Origin of the sequence: Tsukamurella sp. USMM236, assembly GCF_037148755.1 — a bacterium.
Lineage (GTDB): Bacteria > Actinomycetota > Actinomycetes > Mycobacteriales > Mycobacteriaceae > Tsukamurella.
On the sequence record NZ_JBBCSS010000006.1, the window covers coordinates 186,067 to 207,965 of the forward strand.

At 74.1% G+C, this 21,899-nt stretch carries 9 protein-coding genes; 2 read left to right on the forward strand and 7 right to left on the reverse strand.

Going from position 1 to position 21,899, the window contains the following annotated elements; genetic code table 11:
* Positions 1-13 precede the first annotated feature (13 nt).
* Positions 14-1,696, reverse strand: coding sequence for an NTP transferase domain-containing protein (locus tag WFK95_RS19635; protein ID WP_336671667.1), 1,683 nt, complete (start codon positions 1,694-1,696; stop codon positions 14-16).
* Positions 1,683-5,579 carry a bifunctional nitrate reductase/sulfite reductase flavoprotein subunit alpha gene (locus WFK95_RS19640; RefSeq protein WP_336671668.1) on the reverse strand — a complete coding sequence of 1,299 codons (3,897 nt, stop codon included), beginning with the start codon at positions 5,577-5,579 and terminating at the stop codon, positions 1,683-1,685. The genes WFK95_RS19635 and WFK95_RS19640 overlap by 14 nt, the downstream gene beginning before the upstream one ends.
* Positions 5,580-5,841: 262 nt before the next feature.
* On the opposite strand from WFK95_RS19640, the gene WFK95_RS19645 reads away from it, so the two are divergent.
* On the forward strand, positions 5,842-6,561 hold the full coding sequence (locus WFK95_RS19645) for a fibronectin type III domain-containing protein (RefSeq protein ID WP_336671669.1): 720 nt from the start codon (positions 5,842-5,844) through the stop codon (positions 6,559-6,561).
* A gap of 42 nt (positions 6,562-6,603) precedes the next feature.
* On the opposite strand, the gene WFK95_RS19650 is transcribed toward WFK95_RS19645, so the two are convergent.
* The 5 genes from WFK95_RS19650 to WFK95_RS19670 are packed head-to-tail and all read right to left on the reverse strand — an operon-like array spanning position 6,604 to position 19,777.
* A complete protein-coding gene (locus tag WFK95_RS19650) occupies positions 6,604-7,542 on the reverse strand; it encodes an LLM class flavin-dependent oxidoreductase (protein WP_336671670.1) in 939 nt (312 codons plus the stop codon).
* Between the two features lie 19 nt (positions 7,543-7,561).
* Positions 7,562-8,437 carry an ABC transporter permease gene (locus WFK95_RS19655; RefSeq protein WP_336671671.1) on the reverse strand — a complete coding sequence of 292 codons (876 nt, stop codon included), beginning with the start codon at positions 8,435-8,437 and terminating at the stop codon, positions 7,562-7,564.
* A complete protein-coding gene (locus WFK95_RS19660; RefSeq protein ID WP_336671672.1) occupies positions 8,434-9,855 on the reverse strand; it encodes an ABC transporter ATP-binding protein in 1,422 nt (473 codons plus the stop codon). The genes WFK95_RS19655 and WFK95_RS19660 overlap by 4 nt, the downstream gene beginning before the upstream one ends.
* Complete coding sequence (locus WFK95_RS19665; protein ID WP_336671673.1) at positions 9,852-14,297, reverse strand: non-ribosomal peptide synthetase; 4,446 nt, start codon at positions 14,295-14,297, stop codon at positions 9,852-9,854. The genes WFK95_RS19660 and WFK95_RS19665 overlap by 4 nt, the downstream gene beginning before the upstream one ends.
* A complete protein-coding gene (locus tag WFK95_RS19670; protein ID WP_336671674.1) occupies positions 14,294-19,777 on the reverse strand; it encodes a type I polyketide synthase in 5,484 nt (1,827 codons plus the stop codon). The genes WFK95_RS19665 and WFK95_RS19670 overlap by 4 nt, the downstream gene beginning before the upstream one ends.
* 398 nt (positions 19,778-20,175) lie before the next feature.
* On the opposite strand from WFK95_RS19670, the gene ettA reads away from it, so the two are divergent.
* Positions 20,176-21,849 carry an energy-dependent translational throttle protein EttA gene (gene ettA / locus WFK95_RS19675; protein WP_224645479.1) on the forward strand — a complete coding sequence of 558 codons (1,674 nt, stop codon included), beginning with the start codon at positions 20,176-20,178 and terminating at the stop codon, positions 21,847-21,849.
* Positions 21,850-21,899: the final 50 nt, after the last annotated feature.

The following is a 21,899-nucleotide window of genomic DNA, read 5'->3' on the forward strand; positions in this document are numbered from 1 at the left end:
GTCGTGAGGAGGGTCAGGCCAGGCGTTCGACGAGGTCGCCGGGCTGCGCCAGCGGGGGCACCAGCGCGATGCCGCGGCGCCCGGCGGCGTCGCGGAGGTGCGGCGTCGCCACCGTGGCGGGCAGGCGCCACCGTCCGGCCCCGTCGGGCTCGACGGGCAGCATGCGCCACCGGTCGTCGGGGTTGGGATCGGCGAGGGCGAGCAGTTCCGCGGCCGGCGGGGTCTCGCGCAGCAGCGCCGCACGCAGCGGCCGCGCGAGGAGCGCGGCCCCGAGCAGAGCCGCCATCGGGTTTCCGCCCAGGCCGAGCACGATCGGGCCGTCCGGCACCGTCGCCACGAGGAGGGAGCCGCCGGGGCGCACGTCCACCCCGTTGACCAGCAGCGTCGCGCCGGCCTCGGCGAGGGCGCCCCGCAGCCGGTCCGCGGCGCCGCGGCCGGTGGCGCCGATGACGGCGACGACGTCGGCACCGTCGGGGAGGAGGGCGGCGCGGAAGGAGGCGGGCGCGTCCGGCAGGTGGGGTCCCCGGAGCACGCGCGCGCCCGAGGCCTCGAAGACCGCGGCGACGGGGCCCCAGGCCGTCTCGGGGAGGCCCGCGCGGCCCGCGGCCCCGACCTCGTCGCCGGAGGTGTGCAGGCGGATCCGCAGGGGTCCGCGGGCGGCGATCGCGGTCACGCCGGCGGCGGTGGCCAGCGAGACCAGCGCCGGGTCGATCGCGGCGCCGGCCGGAGCCAGCGTCGCGCCGTCCGGCCACGCGGATCCGGCCGGGCGGACGTCGTTGCGGGCGGCATCGGTGCAGTTCAGGGCCAGCCCGTCGGTGACGATCTCCTCGTCGCGGATCACCCGGTCGGCGCCCACAGGCAGGCGCGCGCCGGTGGCGATTCGTACCGCGGTGCCGGGTTCCAGCGGCGGGGCGGCGTGCCCCGCGAGCGCGGCGCCGTCGACGGGGCGCCAGGGCGGAGGGCCCGCCACGGCCCAGCCGTCCATCGCGGACTGGTCGAACGGCGGGAACGGTGCGGCCGCCACGAGCGCCTCCGCGAGCGCGGCACCCGGCACCGGCGGGCCGCCGGCCGCCGGGAGCGCAGGGAGGGCGGCCCGCAGGAGGCGGCGGATCGCGAGGGGAGACTTCTCGGCGCGCGCCAGGTCCGCGGGGGTGTCGGCGTCCTCGAGCGGGAGGCGCAGCCGGGGCGCGTCGGGCGGGAGGATCGCGCGGACGGGGGCGTTCTCGGCGCTGCCGATCCCGGCGAGCGCGGCGCGGAGGGCGGCGGCGTCCCACACCGCCAGCAGGTACTGGGGGTGCCCGTGCGGGTCCTCGGCGAGCGCCACCGGCGCCGCGGTCTCGGCGCGGAGCGCGGCGAGGCGGGCCAGGGTCGACGGTTCCACCTCGGGCAGGTCCGCAGCGAGCACCGCGACCGTCCGCGCCGTCGCGGGAACGGCGGCGAGCCCCGCGGCGATGGCGGCGAGGGGACCACCGCCGGGCGGGTCCTCGCGGACCACGACGACGTGCTCCGGCACGGCGCGCGGCGGTCCCACCACGACCACGGCCGCCTCGCCGGCAGCAGCGATCGCGGCGTCGAGCAACCGGCGGCCGCCGACCACGAGCTCGGGCTTGTCGAGCCCGAGGCGACGGGCTGCGCCACCGGCCACGACGACGGCCGCGTCACAGGACGCGGCCGGGTCGTGGTCAGTAGACGTCACGCACGTATCTCCGTTCGGCGGACAGCGCCGCCAGGTAGGCGTCCGCGCTGCGCGGGGCCATGTGGCCGTGTTCGGCGACGATACCGCGCAGGGCCTCGTCCACGTCGCGGGCCATGTGCGCCGCATCGCCGCACACGTAGAGGTGCGCGCCGGCGCGGATCCATTCCCACAGTTCGGCGGCGTGCTCGCGCATCCGGTCCTGTACGTACACCTTCCGGTCGGAGTCCCGGGAGAAGGCGGTGTCGAGCCGGGTGAGCACCCCGTCCGCGGCGAGGCCGTCGAGCTCCGCGCGGTAGTAGAAGTCGGTGGCCTCGTGCTGCTCGCCGAAGAACAGCCAGTTCGGCCCCGTCGCGCCGCTGCGCGCCCGGTCGTGCAGGAAGCCGCGGAAGGGCGCGATGCCCGTGCCCGGGCCGATCATGATCGCCGGCGCGTCGGCGTCCTCCGGCGGCAGGAAGCCACGGGTCGGCTGGACGAAGACGTCCACCTCTCCGTCGGCCTCGAGGCCGGCGAGGTGCGTCGAGCAGGCGCCGCCGCGGCGCCTGCCGTCGTGGTCGAAGCCGACGACGGAGACGGTGACCGAGACCCGGTCGGCGTCCTCGCGGGGACTCGAGGAGATCGAGTAGAGCCGCGGCGTGAGCGGCCGTAGCAGCGCCTCCCACTCCTCCGGTTCCGCCTGCACCGGGTGCTCGGCGAGCAGGTCGAGCAGCTGGCGGCCCCAGGTCCACGAGGCGAATGTCGTGGGCTCGTCGAGGACCCCGCGCAGCTCGTCGCCCACCTCGCAACGGTCCGCGACGAAGCGCAGCAGCTCGGGGGTGATCCGGGTGAGGTCCTTGCGGTCCAGGCCGGGGCAGTCGCGGTGGACGCCGGTGCGGGCGCAGAACTCCTCGATGACGGCGCCCGAGTTCACCGGCCAGATTCCCAGGGCGTCGCCGGCGCGGTAGGTGAGTGCGTCGGACGGGAGCGCGAAGGTGAAGCGGCGCACGTCCTTCGCCGAACCGTCGCCGGAGAGCCGCTCGGATTCCAGCAGGCGGGTGCGCAACGGATGGGTGCGGGAGTGGCCGGTCGGCTCCGGTGCCGCAGGCTGCGGCGGCGCGGCCTCCGGATCCAGCGCGGACACCACCGCGCCGAGCCAGGCGGCGGCGGTCTCGGCGTAGTCGGGCTCGCAGGAGGCGCGCGGGGCGAGCCGGGCGCCCCCGAGGTGCTCGAGCCGGGCGTCCAGCTTGCGGGCGAAGCCGCAGAAGTCGGCGTACGAGGGGTCGCCGAAGCCGAGGACGGAGAACCGCAGGCCGCCCAGGTCGCCGGGCTCCGCCCCGGCCAGCGCGTCCCACAGCGCGACGCCGTTGTCGGGGGCCTCGCCGTCGCCGGTCGTGGCGACCAGGAACAACACGGTTCCCGTCAGCTGTGCGGGCGAGACCTGTTCGGCGCCGAGGACCCTCGCCGTCATGCCCGCGCCGTCCAGCGCTGCGGCGCAGTCCGTCGCGTAGGCCTCGGCCGTGCCCGTCTGCGACGCCCAGACGACGGTCACCGTCGCCGCCGGGGCCTGCGGGGCGCCGCCGAACACGCCCGCCAGGACACCCTCGAGCCAGGCCCGCGCGATCGGGGCAAGCGGGGCGTCGCCGGGCACCGTCGGCACCCCGGACGGGGGCGCGGCGCTCAGGCCCGTGAGCAGGCCGCCGAGGTAGCCCGACGCCTCCGCGGTCAGTTCGCCGGGGCCCGAGGCGTACGGCGCGAGCGCCGCGGCGAGCGGGGACGCCGGCGCCTCGACGGGGGCGGGCGGGTCCGCCGGGACGGGCGTGAGCGCGACGGCGCTCACCTTGAACTCGGGCTGCAGCGATTCGGGGTCGACGGCGTCGTTGGTCACCGCGTTCACGGCCACATCCTCTCCGAAGGTGTCGGCGAAGTGCATGGGGGCGAAGCAGACTCCCGGCCGGACGGCGTCGTCGACGGCCACCGGCAGGGTCGCCCCGCCGCGCCGGGTGGAGACCCGCACCCGCGCGCCGTCGGCGAGACCGAGCCGGTGGGCGTCCTCCGGGTTGAGCTGGAGGAAGGGCGCGGGGTTGAGTCGATTGAGCTTGGCGACACGGCCGGTCTTGGTCATGGTGTGCCACTGGTGCGCGAGGCGACCGGTGGTGAGGATCAGCGGGTACTCGTCGTCCGGCAGCTCCGCGGGCGGCAGGTACGGGCGGGGGAGGAAGCGCGCGCGGCCCGTCGGCGTCGCGAACCGTAGGCCCCGGTCCTCGTCGAGGTAGCGGATCGGGTTCCGGTCGGGCCCGCCCGGCGCGGCGGGCCACTGCACGGGGCCCTGCGCGAGGCGTGCGTGGTCGACGCCGCGGACGTCCCAGCCGGTGCGGGGATTGTGGAAGGCCTTGAGCTCCTCGAAGACCGCCGCGGCGTCGGGATAGTCGAAGTCGGCGCCGTGACCGAGCTCGGCGGCGATCAGGCAGATCAGCTTCCAATCGGGGAGCGCGTCGCCGGGCGGCGCAGTCGCGGCGGCGGTGCGGGTGAGGGAGCGCTCCGAGTTGACCATCACGCCGTCGGTCTCGGCCCAGAGCGCGGCGGGCAGCACGATGTCGGCGTAGGCGGAGGTCTCGGTGGCGGTGTAGGCGTCCTGCACGACCACCAGCTCCGCCGAGCGAAGGGCGTCGATCACGGTGGACCGGTTGGCCATCGACGCCGCCGGGTTGCTGCAGATGATCCACGCGGCCTTGAGGTTCCCGGCCGCCAGCTCCCGGTACATCTCGACGGTGCCCTGGCCGGCTTCGGCCCGGATCGTGCCCTCCGGCAGGCCCCACAGGGCCTCGGTGCGGGCGCGGTCGCCGTCGTCGAGCACGGAGCGCTGGCCGGGGAGGCCCGGCCCCATGTAGCCCATCTCGCGGCCGCCCATCGCGTTCGGCTGGCCGGTCAGGCTGAACGGGCCCGAGCCGGTGCGGCAGATCGCGCCGGTGGCCAGGTGCAGGTTGCAGAGCGCGATGGTGTTCCAGGTGCCGTGGGTGGACTGGTTCAGGCCCATGGTCCACAGACTGGTCCAGTTCGCGGCGCCGCCGATGAGCTCGGCCGCGCGCTCGATGTCGGCCGCGTCGAGTCCGGTGATCTCGGCGACGCGATCCACCGGATAGTCCTCGAGGAAGGCGGGCATGGCGTCCCAGCCCTCGGTGTGCGCGTCGACGAACTCCCGGTCCACGGCGCCGCGGTCGACGAGCAATGCGAGCAGGCCGTTGAGCAGCGCGAGGTCGGTGCCCGGGCGGATCGGCAGGTGCAGGTCGGCCTTCGCCGCGGTCGCGGTGCGCCGCGGGTCGACCACGATCAGCTTCGCGCCCGCCTTGACCCGGTCCATCATGCGCAGGAACAGGATCGGGTGGCAGTCGGCCATGTTGGCGCCGGTGACGAGGAAGACGTCGGCGTGGTCGAGATCGTCGTAGCTGCCGGGCGGCCCGTCGGAGCCGAGGGACTGCTTGTAGCCCGTTCCCGCGCTCGCCATGCACAGCCGGGAGTTGGACTCGATCCACTTCGTGCGCAGGAAGCCCTTCGCCAGCTTGGTCGCGAGGTACTGCGCCTCCAGCGTCATCTGCCCGCTCACGTACAGGGCGATCGCGTCGGGCCCGTGCGCGTCCCGGATCTCCCGCAGGCGCCGTCCGGTCGCCGCGATCGCCTCCGCGAGCTCGACGGTGCCGCGGTCGGCGTCGCGGTCCGCACGCACCTCCGCGCGGGTCTGCCGGCCACCGGCGGCGAGCAGGTCGACGGTGGTGGTGCCCTTGGTGCACAGCCGCCCGCGGTTCGCGGGGTGGTGCTTCGTCCCCACCGAACCCGTGACGGCACCGTCGCGCACATGCAGGGTGAGGCCGCAGCCCACCCCGCAGTACCCGCACACCGTCTCCACATCCATGCCGCCCACGGTGCCCGCGCGGTGTTTCCGGGTTCGGGCCGCATTGTTACGGCGACGTGACCTGGTGCGCGCCGCACCGCGGTGAGCGGCGTGAGGCGGGGCGGCGGGACGGCGCGCGGCGTTCGTGCGCTACTCGGTCCGCCCGTCCGCCGCCGGGCGGATCGAGTAGCGCGGCCCCGGAATCGAGTAGTCCGGCACGCTATCCACGCGGCCGTGGCGGCGGTTGACTCGGCGGATCAGCAGCCCGGCCGAAGGAGACATCATGAGCACTCGGACAAACAGGAGCGATCGTCCCCGCGGTACGCGGTATCTCGGGGCGGCGGTGGCCTGGGGCGCCGTCGTGTGCGGCGTCCTCGCCGTTCCCGCCCCCGCCACGGCCGTGCCGGTCGGCGGCGATCAGGTGCTGTGCGCGGTGGGTCAGCCGTGCATCGACAACCTGTACCAGACGGGGACCACGATCGTGGTCGAGTGGAAGGGCGATCAGGAGTGGGACGCGTACAACGTCCGGTGGAGCCGCCCGGGCCGGGCGGAGACGCAGCACGCGGTCGCCGGTGGCCGCCGCGGAAGCTTCCGGATCACCACCGTGAACCCGGGCGTCACGTACACCGTGAAGGTCCAGGGCTGCGAGACCCACGTCCTGAGCAGCTCGACGTGCTCGCCCTGGGAGGAGGCGTCGATCACGGCCCGACCGAACCTGCCGTACGGCCCGGACACCTGCAAGCAGGGCTTCGTCTGGCGCGAGGCCCGCACCTCCGATCACGTCTGCGTGACGCCGTCCACCCGGACCGCGACGGCGGAGGAGAACCGGCTCGCGGCATCCCGTCGGCAGCCGGGCGGCGGGGCGTACGGGCCCAACACCTGCCGGCAGGGCTTCGTCTGGCGGGAGGCGTACGCCGGCGACGTGGTGTGCGTGACGCCCGCCTCGCGCAGCCGGGCCCACGCGGACAACGCCGCGGCATCGAGCCGCCGGGTACTGGGATGACCCGCGGGGACCGCGCGACCGGTCCCTGCTGCGGAGGGCCTGTCAACCGAGCAGGGGGAGGACCTCGGCGTGCAGCCGCTCGAGTTGCTCGCGGTCCGCGGCGACGTCGAAGCCCATCGGATTGAGCAGGACTGTCTGCGCGCCCGCGTCGACGACCTCGGCGATGCCGGAGGCGACCTGTTCCGGCGTCCCCGTCACCGCGACGTCGCCGAACCGTGTCGCCAGCGCGCCGTAGATCCGGGACAGGCCCTCCTCCGCCGCGCGGCGCGCGCGGGCGGGATCGTCGTCGATCGCGAGGTAGACCCGCTTGCCGATCCGGAACCCGTCGGCGTCCCGTCCGTGCCGCGCCAGTTCCTCGCGGACGGTGGCGGCGGCCCCGCGGAAGTGCGCGGTGGTCGACGACCCCGCGCCCAGGAAGCCGTCACCGAGTCGGACGGCGCGGGCGAGCGCCTTCGGGGCGCCGCCGCCGAACCACAGCGGCGGGTGCGGGCGCTGCACCGGCTTGAGCGGTATCGACACCCCGTCGGCCTGACGGAAGCGCCCGTGGAAGGTGACCGTCGGACCGTCCGCCCACGCGGCCTTCATGAGCTCGACGCCCTCGGTGTACGAGGAGATGAAGCTCTCGCGGGCGACGCCGAACGCGGCGAACGGGCGGAAGTCGCCGCCCGAGCCGAGCCCCAGGTCGAGGCGCCCGTGGCTGAGCCTGTCGACGGACGTGGCCGCGGCCGCCAGTTGCAGCGGATCGTGCAGCGAGGACACGATCACCCCCACCCCGAGGCGCAGCCGGCTGGTGCACGCAGCCGCCCAGGACAGCAGCTCCAGGGGCGCGAGCATCGCCGCGCCGCCGACCGTCTGCTCCGACGTCCACGCGCCCTCGAAGCCGAGCTCCTCCGCCCGGATCAGGTAGTCGCGGACGCCGGCGGCGTCGAAGGCGCCGTCGAGGATCTGCGGGATCGAGACGGAGAAACTCGCGGGGCTCATGAGGCCAGGCTACGACCGCTCACCCGATCCTGCGCCCGATGCGCCAGGCGCCGAGGAGGACGAAGACGACGAACAGCGCCGCGAAGAGCAACCAGATCGCCCAGGCCGGGACCTGCGCGGACGCGATGTACGGGAGGAGGCCGTACTCCGCTTCGACCGTCGCGCGGGCAGGCTCGGAGGATCCGACGAGCGCGTCGAGCGGACCGCGGGTGAACGGCCCGCGCATCAGGGTCGCGGCCTGGTTCAGCGGGAGGACGTTCATGAAGGTCACCACGCCGCTCGGCAGGGCGCCGACGGTGATGTAGGCGCCCGCCAGGAAGCCGCCCGCCGTGCCGACGATCGTCGCGACCGAGGTGAACACGCCGGCGGAACCGATGAACGTGACGACGAAGCTCCAGATCGCGGAGAACAGCAGGCAGAAGCCGACCAGTTGCGCCAGGGCCTGCGCGAACGCGCCCGCCGACAGCGCCGCCGAATGGACGACACCGAGGTAGACGTCCGCGAGCACGAACACCGTGGTGCTCAGGGCCGTCGACACCACGAAGGCGCCGAGCAGGTAGCTCAGGATCAGCTGGAACCGGCTGATCGGCGAGACCAGGAAGTCGCGGAAGACGTTGCCCACCCGGTCGTTCACGAACACCACCAGCGCCGACAGGCTGGTCGTGGCCGTGGTGATCATCACCAGGTTGGCGATCACCCAGGAGTAGACGAAGGCGTCGACGTCGTCGGCGTTCGCGGTGGGCAGGGACTTCTGCAGCGCATCGGTCTGCACACCGCCGAGGAAGGCGGAGAACAGCACGAACAGGATGATCGGCGAGAGCAGGGAGAAGAACACCGCCGCAGGGTCGCGGAAGAAGACGACGACGTTGCGCCGGGTCAGGTTCGCGAGTGTCATCGCGCACCTCCCCGGGTGATGGCCAGGAAGACGTCGTCCATCGTGCCGTGCCGGAACTCGAAATCGGCGATCTCGGCGTCGAAGTCGCGCAGCAGGGCCCTGGCCTCGTCGCTGGACTCGACGGCGATCCTCCGCTCGCTGCCGTTGCTCCGCGCGCGCGGCCCGAACCGCTGGTCGAAGCGCCGCGGGTCCCGCAGCGTGACCCGCAACTCGTCCTTCGCGTGAGCGCTCCGCAGCTCCGTCGGCGTTCCCGCCGTGACGATCCGGCCGTGATCGATGATCGCGATGCGGTCGGCGCGCTCGGCCTCCTCCATGTAGTGCGTGGTGAGGAAGACGGTCAGCCGCAGCCGCTTCTGCAGGTCGAGGATCGTCGACCACACGCGGTCGCGCGAGTCCGGGTCCAGGCCCGTCGTCGGCTCGTCGAGGAACAGGATGCGGGGCTGGTGGATCAGGGCGCGCGCGATGTCGGCGCGCCGCTTCTGCCCGCCCGACAGCGCCTTGTACCTGCGGGTGAGGAACTCCTCCAGCCCGAGTAGCGACGACAGCCCGGCGATCCGCTCCTTGGTCGTCTTCGCGTCGATGCCGTAGAAGGTCGCCCGCAGTGCCAGGTTCTCCCGGACGGACAACACCGGATCCAGCAGGGATTCCTGGAAGACGACGCCGATGGCCCGGCGGATGTCGAGGTCCTGCTTGCCCACCTCCAGGCCCGCGACGTGGATCGAGCCGGACGACACGGACTTCAGCGTGGTGATGCAGCTGATCGTCGTCGACTTGCCCGCGCCGTTGGTGCCGAGGAAGGCGAACGTGCTGCCGCCCGCCACGTCGAAGGAGACGCCGTCGACCGCGCGTACGTCGCCGTAGCTCTTGGCCAGGTTCCGGACGCTGATGACCGGCGGAGCACCGGGTCCGGCGCCGGGCGCCGCGCGGCCGGCCGGCGCGGGCCGCCCCGGCCCGGGCGGGTACGCGGGTGTGGACGGTCGCGCGGGCGGAGCCGTCGGGCGGACGGGCGGCTGCGGGATCGACGTCCGGTCGGCCGGAGCGGCCGGAGCGGACTGGCCAGGCGGGGCCGACGGAGCCGGCGTGGCGGACGGTGCGGCAGCGGGCGCCGGGGCCGCCGACACGGGCGGGGCGGACGAGCCGACGGCCGTCGGCCACGCAGTGGTGGCCACCGCCGGGCGCGCCTGTTGCGGCGGGTCGGCGGGCGGTGACACGCGCGCCGCCGGGCGCGCGGGCCCGGAGGGGAGCGGTCGTGCCACGGTCGGTATGGGCCGGGACGCGGACACCGCCGGGCGGGACGCTCTCATCCGCCCGGTGGGCAGCGTCGGCGGGTTGGCGGGCGGCACCGGTGTGCGGCGGCGCCGCTCGCGGAGCGTCGTGGTCGTCCGCTCCACGGAGGCGCGGGAGGTGGAATCGGTCATGACGCCGCGCTCTCCGGGAGATCCAGGGACGACGGCGCCGGGAGGTACCCGCAGTCGATGAACCACTCGAAGTAGCGTCGCAGCAGCGCGCCGTCGATCGGCGGGCAGGCGATGCCGGTGCCGGCCAGGCCCTCCCGCACGTTCGCGTCGTCGAAGGTCGCATCGGGCATGTTGTCCAGCGGCGTCGCCGAGAGGAACGGCGCCAGCGCGGCGGCCGTCTCGTCGCCCTCGCGCTCGGCGAGGTCCGCGGCGCGCTCGCACCACTGGCCGAACGGCAGTTCCTCGCCGGCGTAACCGAAGTCGGACATCCACCGCACCAGGTCCGGCACCGCGACCGTCTCCGACGAGACGACGTGGAACGTGCGCCCGGCGAGGTGCTGCTGCCGCGCCAGGTGCGCGATCGCGCCGACCACGTAGTCGACGGGGGTGATGTCGGTCGACATGTCCATCGTCGGCGCCGCGCCCAGGGCGACGCCGAGCCGGATCGTCTGCCACAGGAAGTCCGACAGCTGGCACGCCCCGGTGCGGCTGTGGCCCGCGACGCGGCCCGTGCGGTAGACGAACGTCGGCACGCCCCGTGAACGGGCCTCGAAGACGAGCTGTTCGCCCACCCACTTGGACTGGGTGTAGCCGAAGGTGAAGCGCGGATCCTGGACCGGGCTGCGGTCGTCCTCGGCGAAGACGGTGTCCTGCGGGTACGAGAACCGCGAGAAGACGTAGGTCGTCGACACGAAGTGCACGGGCTTGACGGGGCCGTCGCACGCGAGCGCGAGCACCTGCACCGTGCCGTCGACGTTCGCGGGCTTCAGCGTCGGATAGGGCCGAAGGAAGTTCACGTCGGCGCCGCAGTGCATGATGCCGTCCGCGGTGGCGGCCAGTTCCGTCCAGGCGGCGTCGTCGAGGCCGAGCCGGGGGCGCGTCAGATCGCCCGGCACCGCGACGATCCGGGCGGCGTAGGCGTCGCGCCAGATCCCGTAGTCGCGCATCGTCCTCCGGATCCGGTCGAACCCCTCGTCGGGCGAGCCGGCGCGGACCAGGCAGTGCATGGTGGCCGACGAGGTGTCCAGCAGCTCCGCGAGGAGGAATGCGCCGACGAAGCCCGTCGCGCCCGTGACGAACAGGTTCCGGGGGTCGGTGACGTCGCGCACGGGCGCGCCCGGCGCGGGCCGGATGTGCTCCGGCAGAACGACCTCGTCGGCGAGGACCAACGAGCTCTCGAAGCCCGCGCCGCCCTGTTCGAGGATCGCCGCCAGCCGCTCGATCGTCAGCTCGCCTGCGAACAGGGCGGGCAGGGGCACCACCCGGCCGAGCTTCTCCCGCACCCGGAAGACCAGCTTCGTCGCGAGGAGTGAGTGGCCGCCGAGGAGGAAGAAGTCGTCGCGGACGCCGGGCGCCGTCTGCAACGACAGCAGGTCGGTCCAGATCGCGGTGAGGTCGCGCTCCAGGTCGGTGCGGGCGGCGAGGTACTCGGTGCCGCTCGCGGCGGCCAGGGCCACGGGCGCACCGCCGGCGGCGGCGAGGGCCTTGCGGTCGATCTTGCGGTTCGGCGTCAGCGGGAACGCGTCGACGACGGCGAACGCGCTCGGCACCATGTACGGCGGCAGCGTCTCCCGCAGGCTCGCGAGCAGGGCGCCGGTGTCGCCCAGCCGTTCCGCCGGGCATTCGAGGTAGGCGGTGATCGCAGCACCGGCCGCGTCCACGGCGGCGATCGCGCGGACGCCGGGCAGCACGGTCTCGAGGGCGCTCTCGATCTCGCCCAGCTCGACGCGGAAGCCGCGCACCTTCACCTGGGTGTCGATCCGGCCGCCGAACTCGATCCGCCCGTCCCGGAATCGGCGCACCAGGTCGCCCGTCCGGTAGGCGCGGGCGCGCGCCGACCCGGCCAGCGTCACGAAGCGGTCGGCGGTGAGCTCGGGGCGCGCGTGGTAGCCCAGGGTGACGCCGTCGCCGATGATGCACAGCTCGCCGAACACCCCGTCGGGGACGGGGGCGGCGGTGGCGTCCGCGACCACGATGCCGGTGCCGCGGATCGGGTGGCCGATCGGGATCGCACCCGCGGCGACGTCGGCCTCGGTGACCCGGTGCACCGTCGACCAGATGGTGGTCTCGGTGGGGCCGTACATGTTCCACAGCTCGTCGGTGCCGGCGAGGAGCCGGCCCGCGAGCACGGCGGGCATCGCCTCCCCGCCGCACAGCGCCCGCAGCCCGCGGGTGCCGGACCAGCCGGCGTCGAGCAGCAGGTGCCACGTGGTGGGGGTGGCCTGCATGACCGTGACCGCGTGCTCGTCGAGCAGCGCCGCGAGCCGGTCGCCGTCGCGGGCGTCGTCACCGTCGGCGATGACGACCCGCGCCCCGGTGGCGAGCGGGAGCAGCAGCTCGAGGATCGCGATGTCGAAGGACGGGCTGGTGACGGCCAGCAGCGTGTCCGACGGTGCCATGCCCGGCTCGGTGCGCATCGCCTCGAGGAAGGTGACGACGTTGCGGTGCGAGACCCGCACGCCCTTCGGGCGCCCCGTGGAGCCGGAGGTGTACAGCATGTACGCGGTCCGGGTCGCGGGGTCCTCCGTCGACGGGGCCGGGACCGGCCCGGCGGGCGCGTCGGCGACGTCGGTCGCGTCGATCCACGGCAGGTTCAGGCCCGGCACCTCGGCCAGGTTCCCGGCCGTGGTGATCAGCGCGGGGATGCCCGCGTCGGCGCAGATGAATTCGAGGCGCTCGGCCGGATAGGCGGGGTCGAGCGGCACGAACGAGTAGCCGGCCCGGAGCGTCGCGAGCATGGCGACGATGACCTCCGCCGACCGCGGGAGGAGCAGGCCCACCGGCGTCTGCGGCGGTGCATCGAGCCGCTCGGCGATCCGGGCGGCGAGCCGCTCGACCCGGGCGTCCAACTCGGCGTACGTGATCCGCTCCGCGCCGGCGACGATCGCGGTGCGGTCGGCGGAACCGCGTGCCGCGGCGAGCACGTACGCGTCGAGCGCGGGGGTGGCGGGCTGCGGGGCCGGCGAGTCGGCCGGGGCCGGGACGGTCGAGAGCGGCAACGTCGAGATCTCGGTTCCCGTAGGGGATCCGGGCGCGGTCACCGCCTCGAGCACCGCGACGACGGAGTCGATCAGCGCGTCGGCGGTCTCCTGATCGAACAGGTCCGCCGCGACGTCGAGCGTGCCGGTCATCGTGGTGGGCGTGGTGGTGACGTTCAGCAGCACGTCGAACTTGGCGCAGCCGTTGTACAGGTCGCGCAGCTGCATCTCGGGCGCGCTGCGGTCCTCCTGCATGTTGAGGATCGCCTGGAACAGCGGCGGGCGCGCCGGGTCACGGCCGAGATCGAGCGCCGAGAGCACGCGGTCGAAGCGCGCGTCCTGATGCGTGAAGCCCTCGCGCACGGTGGCGTTCACCTGCGCGAGAAGGCCCTTGACCGTCTCGCCCGGCTCGAGCGCGACGGGCAGCGCGAGCGTGTTGAGGAACGGGCCGATCACCTGTTCCGACCCCGGCTGGGAGCGCTGTGCGACGGGAACGCCGACGACGACGCCGTCCTGTGCGGACCAGCGGCCCAGGACCACCGCGTACGCGCCGAGCACCGTCACGAAGGGGGTGACGCCGTGCTCGGCGCTGAACGTGCGGATCGCCGCGGTCTGCTCGGCGGTGAGCGCGAACTCGGTCCGGCGGCCGCGGTAGGCCTGACGGGCCGGGCGGGGGTGGTCCGTCGGGAGGGTCAGCGCGGTCGGCGCACCGTCGAGCCGCCCGGTCCAGTAGGCGATGTCCGCGGCGTCGGCGTCGGCCTCCGCGCGCTCCCGCTCCCAGAGCGCCACGTCGGCGTACTGGAACGGGACCTCGGGGAGTTGCTGCAGCCGGCCGACGAGCCGGCCCGTGGCGAGCCGGCCCAGCTCGGCGAAGAGGATGCCGGTGGAGTAGCCGTCGGCCACCATATGGTGCAGCGTGATCTGCACCCACGTGCCGCCGGAGGCGCTGCGCGCGAGGGTCGCCCGCAGCAGCGGCTCGCGGGCGATGTCGAACGGGGTCCGTGCGTCCTCGCGGAACCGGTCCCACATCCGCTCGTCGTCGACACCGTCGAGGAACCCGACCTCGGGCCGCTCGGCGGGTGCGATCCGGGCGACCGGCTCACCGTCCTCCATGCCGAACCGCGTGCGCAGCACCGGGTGCCGCGCGATCACCTCGGCCAGGCAGTCGGTGAAGACGTCGAGGGGGACGTCGATCGGCAGCCGAGCGACGCCGGACATGACGTGCATGGTCGTGCCGGGGTGGAACTGCTCCAGGAACCACATGTTCTCCTGTGTGGCCGAGAGCCGCACGGCGTCGCCCTCGCGCACGCGGCGCGTGATCGGCGCCGCGGCGGGCGCGGCCGACGGTGCCTTCCCGAGCCGGGCCAGGAGGGCGCGGCGCTGGGCGGGACTGAGCGCCGCCAGGCGGTCTTCGATCTCGGTCATCGGGGGCCTCCGGCGTTGGGTTCGGTGGTCTCGGACTGGGCGAGCAGGGCGGCGACGGCCTCGTCGTCCAGGTCCGCGAGCAGGGACGCGAGGTCGTCGACCTCGGCGTCGGGTTCGACGTCGCCCGCGGAGAAGTCGAGGGTCGCGAGCAGCTCGGCGGCGATCGTCGCCACCGTCGCGCCGTCGAGGAGGAAGGCGATCGACGGGGCGGCGCGGAACTGCTGCTCCACGCGGATCCGCAGCTCGGTGGCGAGCATCGAGTCCACGCCCAGGCGGCCGAGCGGCTCGTCGTCGGGGATGTGCTCCTCCGCCATCCGCAGCACGCGGGACACGGTGAGCCGCACCCCGTCCGCGGCAATCGGCGCGCGGTCGTCCGCCGCGGCGGAGCCGAGCCGGTCGAGGATCGACTCGCCGTCTCCCTCCGCGTCTCCCTCCGTCCGGCCCAGGTGGGCGACGAGGGTCGGGGTGAGCGCGTAGCTCTCGACCACGGTGGGCCAGTGCGCGGACACCACGCCCTGCTGCACCTCGCCGGAGCCGAGCAGCTCCGCGAGGAGGTCCATGCCCGTCGCGGGGTCGATGAGGTCGATCCCGCGCTGCCCGTACAGGTCGCGGAGGCCGAGACTGGCGATCATCCCGGCGTCCCACGGGCCCCAGTTGATCGACAGCGCCGGCAGGCCCTGCGCCCGGCGGTAGTGGGCCAGCGCGTCCAGGAAGGCGTTGCCGGCGGCGTAGTTGCCCTGGCCCGGCGATGGAATGACCGCCGAGATCGACGAGAAGAGGGCGAAGAAGTCGAGCGGCTCGCCGGCCGTCGCCTCGTGCAGGGCCCAGGCGCCCAGCACCTTGGGCCGCACGACGTGCTCGACCTGCTCCTGCGTCATCCGGACCAGGATCTGGTCGTCCACCGCGCCGGCGGAGTGGATCACGCCCCGCAGCGCGGGCGCGCCGCTCGACCGGAGCCGCGCCAGGCACGTGGTGAGGGCGCCGGCGTCCGTCACGTCCACGGCCACGACGTGCACGGTCGCGCCCGCCGCCTCCGCCGCGCGGACCGCGACGACGGCATCGAGCTGCGCGGGATCGGTGAGGTCGTCCCAGGTCTCCCGCGCCGGGAGGCCCGAACGACTGGTCACGATCAGGTGGCCCGCGCCGCGCTCCGCGAGGGCGACGAGCACCAGCCTGCCGAGCGCGCCGAGGCCGCCCGTGACGAGGTACGAACCGTCGGGGCGCATCCGTGCGGGGATCCGGCCGCCGGAGCGGGCCGACGGGTACAGGCGCGCGACCAACCGCGCCCCGCCGCGGAAGGACACCTGGTCCTCGTCGCTGCCGGTGACGGTGAGCTCGTCGAACAGCAGGGCGGCACTGGCGTCCCGGTCCTGCGGATCGAGGTCCACCAGGCGGGCCTGCAGCCCGCTCAGCTCGTGGTGCAGGACCCGGCCGACGCCGAGCAGCGTGGACTGCAGCAGCCCCGCCGCGGACACGCCGCCGGCGACGGGCTGGGCGCCGTCCGTGACCAGGAAGGTCGGCGCCGCCAGGCCGCGCTGCTCGAGCTCGGCCGCGAGGTGCACCACCGAGAGGACCGCCTCGTGCGCGGTCCAGCGCAGCGGGTCGGGTGCGTCGGGCCGGGCGTCGAGCGACCAGAGGTGGACGATGCCCCGCAGGCCCGCGTCGGGGACGGTGCGGTCCAGCGCGGCGGCCAGGGCCGCGCGGTCGGCGGGCGGCAGGGCACCGTCGGCGACGGCGCCCGTGCGGAGCAGCACCGGGGTGCCGCCCGCGGCGGACAGTCGCTCGGCGAGGCCGTCGGCGGCGCCGGTGCGGTCCGCGAGGAGCAGCCACACGCCCTCGGCGGAGGCGCGCTCGGCGTCGTCCGCGGGCTGCGGCTCCCAGGCCTGCTCGTACACCCAGTCGGTGCCCACGCGCTGCGGCGCCGCGGCGGCGTCGTCGAGGATCCGAACGGTGAAGCCCTCCACCTCGGTGAGGACCCGGCCGTCGTCGCCGGCGAGGATCACGTCGCCGCTGATCGTGGCGGGGTCGGGCGAGGTCCGGGCGGTGGCCCGGGCGACGACGGGGCCCTCGGGCCGCCCGTGGATCACCACGCGGTCGACGCCGACGGGAATGAGCTTGGCGCCCTCCGCGCGCTGGAAGGCCAGCGGGAGCAGCAGCTGGAAGGCCGCGTCGAGGACGCTCGGCTCGAGGATCGGCGCCCGGTCCGCGACGGGCTCCGCGGAGACGGCCCGGATCCGGGCCGAAGCGGCGCCATCGCCGACGGTCACGTCGTGCAGCAGGCGGTACGCGGGCCCGTAGACGAAGCCGGCGTCGCGGAACAGCCCGTACAGTTCGTCCTCCGGGACCGGCGCGCCCGCGATCGGGGCGAGGTCGACGCGGGGTGCGACCGACGGCGCGGGCCGCAGCGTCGCGGTCGCGTGCCGCGACCACCGGCCGGCGCCGGGCACCTTGCCGTGGATCGCGATCCGGCCGGAATCGGCGTCGAGGCTGGTGTCGATCAGGTACGTCCCGCCGCCGCCGTGCACCAGCGCGGTCTCGAACTCGACGCCCTGCAGGGTGCACGCGGCGGCGCCGTACTCGTCGCGCGCGACCTCGGCCGCGATCTCGAGGTAGCCCGCACCGGGGAACAGCGTCGCGCCGTGCACCACGTGGTCGGCGAGCGACCGCGGCGCGGTGCCGTCCAGCAGGCGCCGCCAGGCGGGCAGGGCACCGTCGGAACGGTTGCCGAGATAGGGCTCGACGGTGTCCGCCAGCCGCTCCCGGCGCCCGGCGTCGCCCTCGGACCAGTACCGGCCCGTCTGCCACGGGTAGGCGGGCAGCGGCAGCATCGGGGCGCGGGGTGCGAGCGGGGAGAAGTCCACGTCGATGCCGTGGACCCACAGGTCCGCCAGCGCCGCGGCGAAGGATTCGGCGTCCTCGCCGTCGCGGCGCAGCGACGCGCCCGTCGTCACCGGGCGCCCGCGGGCGCCGGCGGTCTCGGCGATCGCCCGGCCCACCACTGCCGTGGGGCCGATCTCCAGGAAGGTCACGGCGTCGTCGGCGAGCATGGCGTCGGCGGCCGCGCCGAACAGCACCGGCCGGCGGATGTTGCCCCACCAGTACGCGGCGTCGTGCTGCGCGGAGCCGTCGGCCGGAACCCGGGCGCCGGTCACCGTCGAGTAGAGGGGGATCGACGGTGCGCCGGGGGCGAGCCCGGCGAGGACCGTGCGGAGCTCCGCCTCGAGCGGGTCCATCGCGCGGCTGTGGTACGGGACGTCGCCGGGAACGAGGCGCGCGAAGACGCCCTCGGAGCCGAGCCGTTCCGCGAGCGACTCCAGGACGGGGAGCGCCCCGACGAGGGCCACCGATCCGGGGCTGTTGACGGCGGCGAACTCGACCTCGCCGCGCGCGACCTCGGGCAGCTCGGAGGCCGCGGCCTCGCCGAGTGCGACGGCCAGCAGCCGGCCGGTCCCGCTCGCCGTGTGCTGGAGGCGGGCGCGATGCACGATCACGGTGATCGCGTCGTCGAAGGTCAGGGCCCCGGCCTCGAGTGCGGCGGCGACCTCGCCGGCGCTGTGTCCGACGATGAGATCGGGCCGGACGCCGAACGACTCCCACAGCCGGGTCAGCGCGTACTGCACGCCGAAGTTCGCGATCTGGGCGACCACGGACTCCTGCATGCGGGACGTCGCCTCCGGAGCCAGCAGCTCGGCCGTGAGCGACCAGCCGGCGAGCGGCGCGATCGCGGCGTCGCAGCGGTCGACCGCGGCGCGGAAGACGGCGTTGTGCTGCAGCAGGCCGCGCGCCATGCCCCACCACTGCGGGCCCATGCCGGTGTAGACGAAGGCGAGGGGCCGGGCGTCGGCGAGCGCGGATCCCGTCCGGACCGCCTGGTGCGGGACGCCCTCCGCGGCGGCGTGCAGCGCGTCCGCGGTCGCGGCGGCGTCCGCGGCGATCACCGCGAGGCGCGCGGCGCGGTGGGCGCTGCGCCGGTGGCTGAGCGCTCCGGCCAGCGGCGCTGCGCCCTCGGTCGCCGCGAGTCCGGCGTAGGCGCCCGCGAGCTGCGCGAGGGCGTCCTCGCCGCGCGCCGCGAGGGGCAGCACGACCGCGATCCCGTCGCGCACGACGTCCTCGGCAGGCGCGGCGGGCGCGTCGGCGGTGGGGGCGGACTCGAGGATCGCGTGCGCGTTGGTGCCGCCGAAGCCGAAGGAGTTCACGCCCGCGCGCAGGGGCCCGTCGGGGCGGAGCGGGGTCGGCTCGGTGGCGATCCGGATCCGCAGCCGGTCGAGGTCGATGGCGGGGTTGAGCGCGTCGAGGTGCAGGTGCCGCGGCACGCGCCGGTGACCGAGCGCGAGGGCGGACTTGATGAAGCCCACGACGCCCGCCGCGGCCTCGAGGTGCCCCAGGTTCGTCTTGACCGAGCCGATCACCAGCGGGCGGTCCGCCGGCCGGTCGGCGCCGTAGATCTCGCCGATCGCGGTGGCCTCGATCGGATCGCCGACCGGGGTGCCCGTGCCGTGCGCCTCGACGTAGTCCACGGAGTCCGCGGCGACGCCCGCGCGGGCGAGCGCGGCCTCGATGGCGCGCTTCTGGCTGTCGCCGTTGGGCACGGTGATGCCGTTCGTGCGCCCGTCCTGGCTGACGGCGGTGCCGAGCACCGTCGCGTAGATCCGGTCGCCGTCGGCGCGGGCCCGCGCGAGCGGCTTGAGCACGACGAGGGCGGCGCCCTCGCCGCGGACGTAACCGTTGGCCGCCGCGTCGAACGCCCGCGACGTGCTGGTGGGGGAGAGGAAGCCGCCCGTGGACGCGGCGATGGTGAAGTTCGGGCTGAGCATCAGGTTGACGCCGCCGGCGAGGGCGAGCTCGCTCTCGCCGTTCCAGATCGACTGGCACGCGAGGTGGATCGCGACCAGCGACGACGAGCACGCCGTATCGACGGACATGCTGGGTCCGAGCAGGTCGAAGGCGTGCGAGATGCGGTTGGACAGCATCGTCATCACGACGCCGGTCGCGGTGTGCGCGGCGACCGTCGGCGGTTCCGCGGCGGACGTGGAGAAGTGCATCTGGCTGTAGTCGAGGGTGAAGCCCCCGGTGAAGACCGAGGTCTGCGAGCGCTCGAGGTCCTCGGCGCGCAGCCCGGCGTCCTCGATCGATTCCCACGCGACCTCGAGCAGGAGCCGCTGCTGCGGGTCCATCGAGCTCGCCTCGACCGGGGAGATCCCGAAGAACGCCGGATCGAACTCGTCCACCGGGTCGGTCAGGAAGCCGCCGCGTCGCACCCGGCTCTTGCCCGGCGTGCGCTCGGACTCGTAGTACCGGTCCGTGCTCCACCGGTCGGCGGGGATGTCGACGATCGCGTCGCGCCCCTCGTCGAGCAGCTTCCAGAAGTCGTCGGCGGAGCGCACACCGCCCGGCAGGCGGCATCCGATGCCGACGACGGCGATCGGCTCGCGGTGCGCCGGTTCTCCGCACACCCGGGTTGCACTTACCTCATCCCTCACGACGAATCCCCTATCCCCTGTGGACGATTGCGGTCCGACGGTCGCTCCCCAGCGACCGTGCTCCTACTGTCTCGTTCGGTCCTTAAGGCCCGCTTGTTACGGGCCAGTCGCCGCGGGGGAGCCGCTGGAGCGGGCGCGGATCGCGGCGCGGAGCCGAGACCTGCGCCGTCCGTTCGCCTCGTCATCGCACGAGTCAAACGCGGGGCGGGGTGCGGCGCGCGAGTGGCCGACTACTCGATTCCGGGGCGGCGCGCTACCCGGTCCGCCGCGCGTGCACCGCGTGGGTCGCGTGCGCTCGCCCCGGTCTGGTACCCGCCCGCGGGTGCCGGTCGGTAGGCTGGAGTCGTTTGCCCCCGGCACACCGGTGGGTCGTTTTCGCGTGAGACAGGGCAGGGACTGTGGCTGAGTTCATCTACACCATGAAGAAGGTGCGCAAGGCGCACGGCGACAAGGTCATTCTCGATGACGTGACGATGTCGTTCTACCCGGGCGCGAAGATCGGCGTGGTCGGCCCGAACGGCGCGGGCAAGTCGTCGATCCTCAAGATCATGGCCGGCCTCGACCAGCCGTCCAACGGCGAGGCCTTCCTGGACCCGGACGCCACCGTCGGCATCCTGATGCAGGAGCCGAAGCTCGACGAGACCAAGACGGTCAAGGAGAACGTCGAGGACGGCCTCGGCCAGACGATGGTCAACCTGCGCCGCTACAACGAGGTGGCCGAGCTGATGGCCACCGACTACACGGACGAACTGATGGAGGAGATGGGGCAGTTGCAGGAGCAGCTCGACGCCGTCGACGCCTGGGAGGTCGACTCGCAGATCGAGCAGGCCATGGACGCGCTGCGCTGCCCGCCGGGCGACTCGTCGGTGGAGAACCTCTCCGGTGGTGAGAAGCGTCGCGTCGCGCTGTGCAAGCTGCTGCTGAGCAAGCCCGACCTGCTGCTCCTCGACGAGCCCACCAACCACCTGGACGCCGAGTCGGTGCTCTGGCTCGAGCAGCACCTCGCGGGCTACGCCGGCGCCGTCCTGGCCGTGACCCACGACCGGTACTTCCTGGACCACGTCGCGCAGTGGATCTGCGAGGTCGACCGCGGCAAGCTGCACGGCTACGAGGGCAACTACTCGGCGTACCTCGAGAAGAAGGCCGAGCGCCTCGAGGTGCAGGGCAAGAAGGACCAGAAGCTGCAGAAGCGGCTCAAGGAGGAACTCGCCTGGGTGCGCTCCGGCGCCAAGGCCCGGCAGACCAAGAACAAGGCCCGCCTCGAGCGCTACGACGAGATGGCGGCCGAAGCCGAGAAGCACCGCAAGCTCGACTTCGAGGAGATCCAGATCCCCACGCCGCCGCGCCTGGGCAACGTGGTGGTCGAGGTCAAGAACCTCGACAAGGGCTTCGACGGCCGCGTGCTGATCAAGGATCTGTCGTTCACCCTGCCGCGCAACGGCATCGTCGGCGTGATCGGCCCGAACGGCGTCGGCAAGACCACGCTGTTCAAGACCATCGTCGGCCTCGAGAGCCCGGACTCGGGCGAGGTCAAGGTGGGCGAGACGGTCAAGCTCAGCTACGTCGACCAGAACCGCGCCAACATCGACCCGAAGAAGTCCGTCTTCCAGGTGGTCTCGGACGGGCTCGACTACATCACCGTCGGCCAGAACGAGATGCCGGCCCGCGCCTACGTCAGCGCGTTCGGCTTCAAGGGGCCGGACCAGCAGAAGCCGTCCGAGGTGCTCTCCGGTGGTGAGCGCAACCGCCTGAACCTGGCGCTCACGCTCAAGGAGGGCGGCAACCTGATCCTCCTCGATGAGCCGACCAACGACCTGGACGTCGAGACGCTGTCCAGCCTGGAGAACGCGCTGGAGCAGTTCCCCGGCTGCGCCGTGGTGATCTCCCACGATCGGTGGTTCCTGGACCGGACCTGCACGCACATCCTGGCGTGGGAGGGCAACGTCTCCGAGGGGCAGTGGTTCTGGTTCGAGGGCAACTTCGAGGCGTACGAGGCGAACAAGATCGAGCGCCTCGGCGCGGAGGCGGCGCGCCCGCACGCCGTGACGCACCGCAAGCTCACGCGCGACTGAGATCGAGCGCAGCGACGAAGCCCGCGACCGCACCGGTCGCGGGCTTCGTC

What these genes read in the sequence shown, in the direction of transcription:
- WFK95_RS19665 (WP_336671673.1), bottom strand. Translation starts at nt 14,297, where the DNA reads ATGACCGAGATCGAAGACCGCCTGGCGGCGCTCAGTCCCGCCCAGCGC.
- WFK95_RS19650 (WP_336671670.1), bottom strand. Translation starts at nt 7,542, where the DNA reads ATGAGCCCCGCGAGTTTCTCCGTCTCGATCCCGCAGATCCTCGACGGC.
- WFK95_RS19655 (WP_336671671.1), bottom strand. Translation starts at nt 8,437, where the DNA reads ATGACACTCGCGAACCTGACCCGGCGCAACGTCGTCGTCTTCTTCCGC.
- WFK95_RS19645 (WP_336671669.1), top strand. Translation starts at nt 5,842, where the DNA reads ATGAGCACTCGGACAAACAGGAGCGATCGTCCCCGCGGTACGCGGTAT.
- WFK95_RS19640 (WP_336671668.1), bottom strand. Translation starts at nt 5,579, where the DNA reads ATGGATGTGGAGACGGTGTGCGGGTACTGCGGGGTGGGCTGCGGCCTC.
- WFK95_RS19660 (WP_336671672.1), bottom strand. Translation starts at nt 9,855, where the DNA reads ATGACCGATTCCACCTCCCGCGCCTCCGTGGAGCGGACGACCACGACG.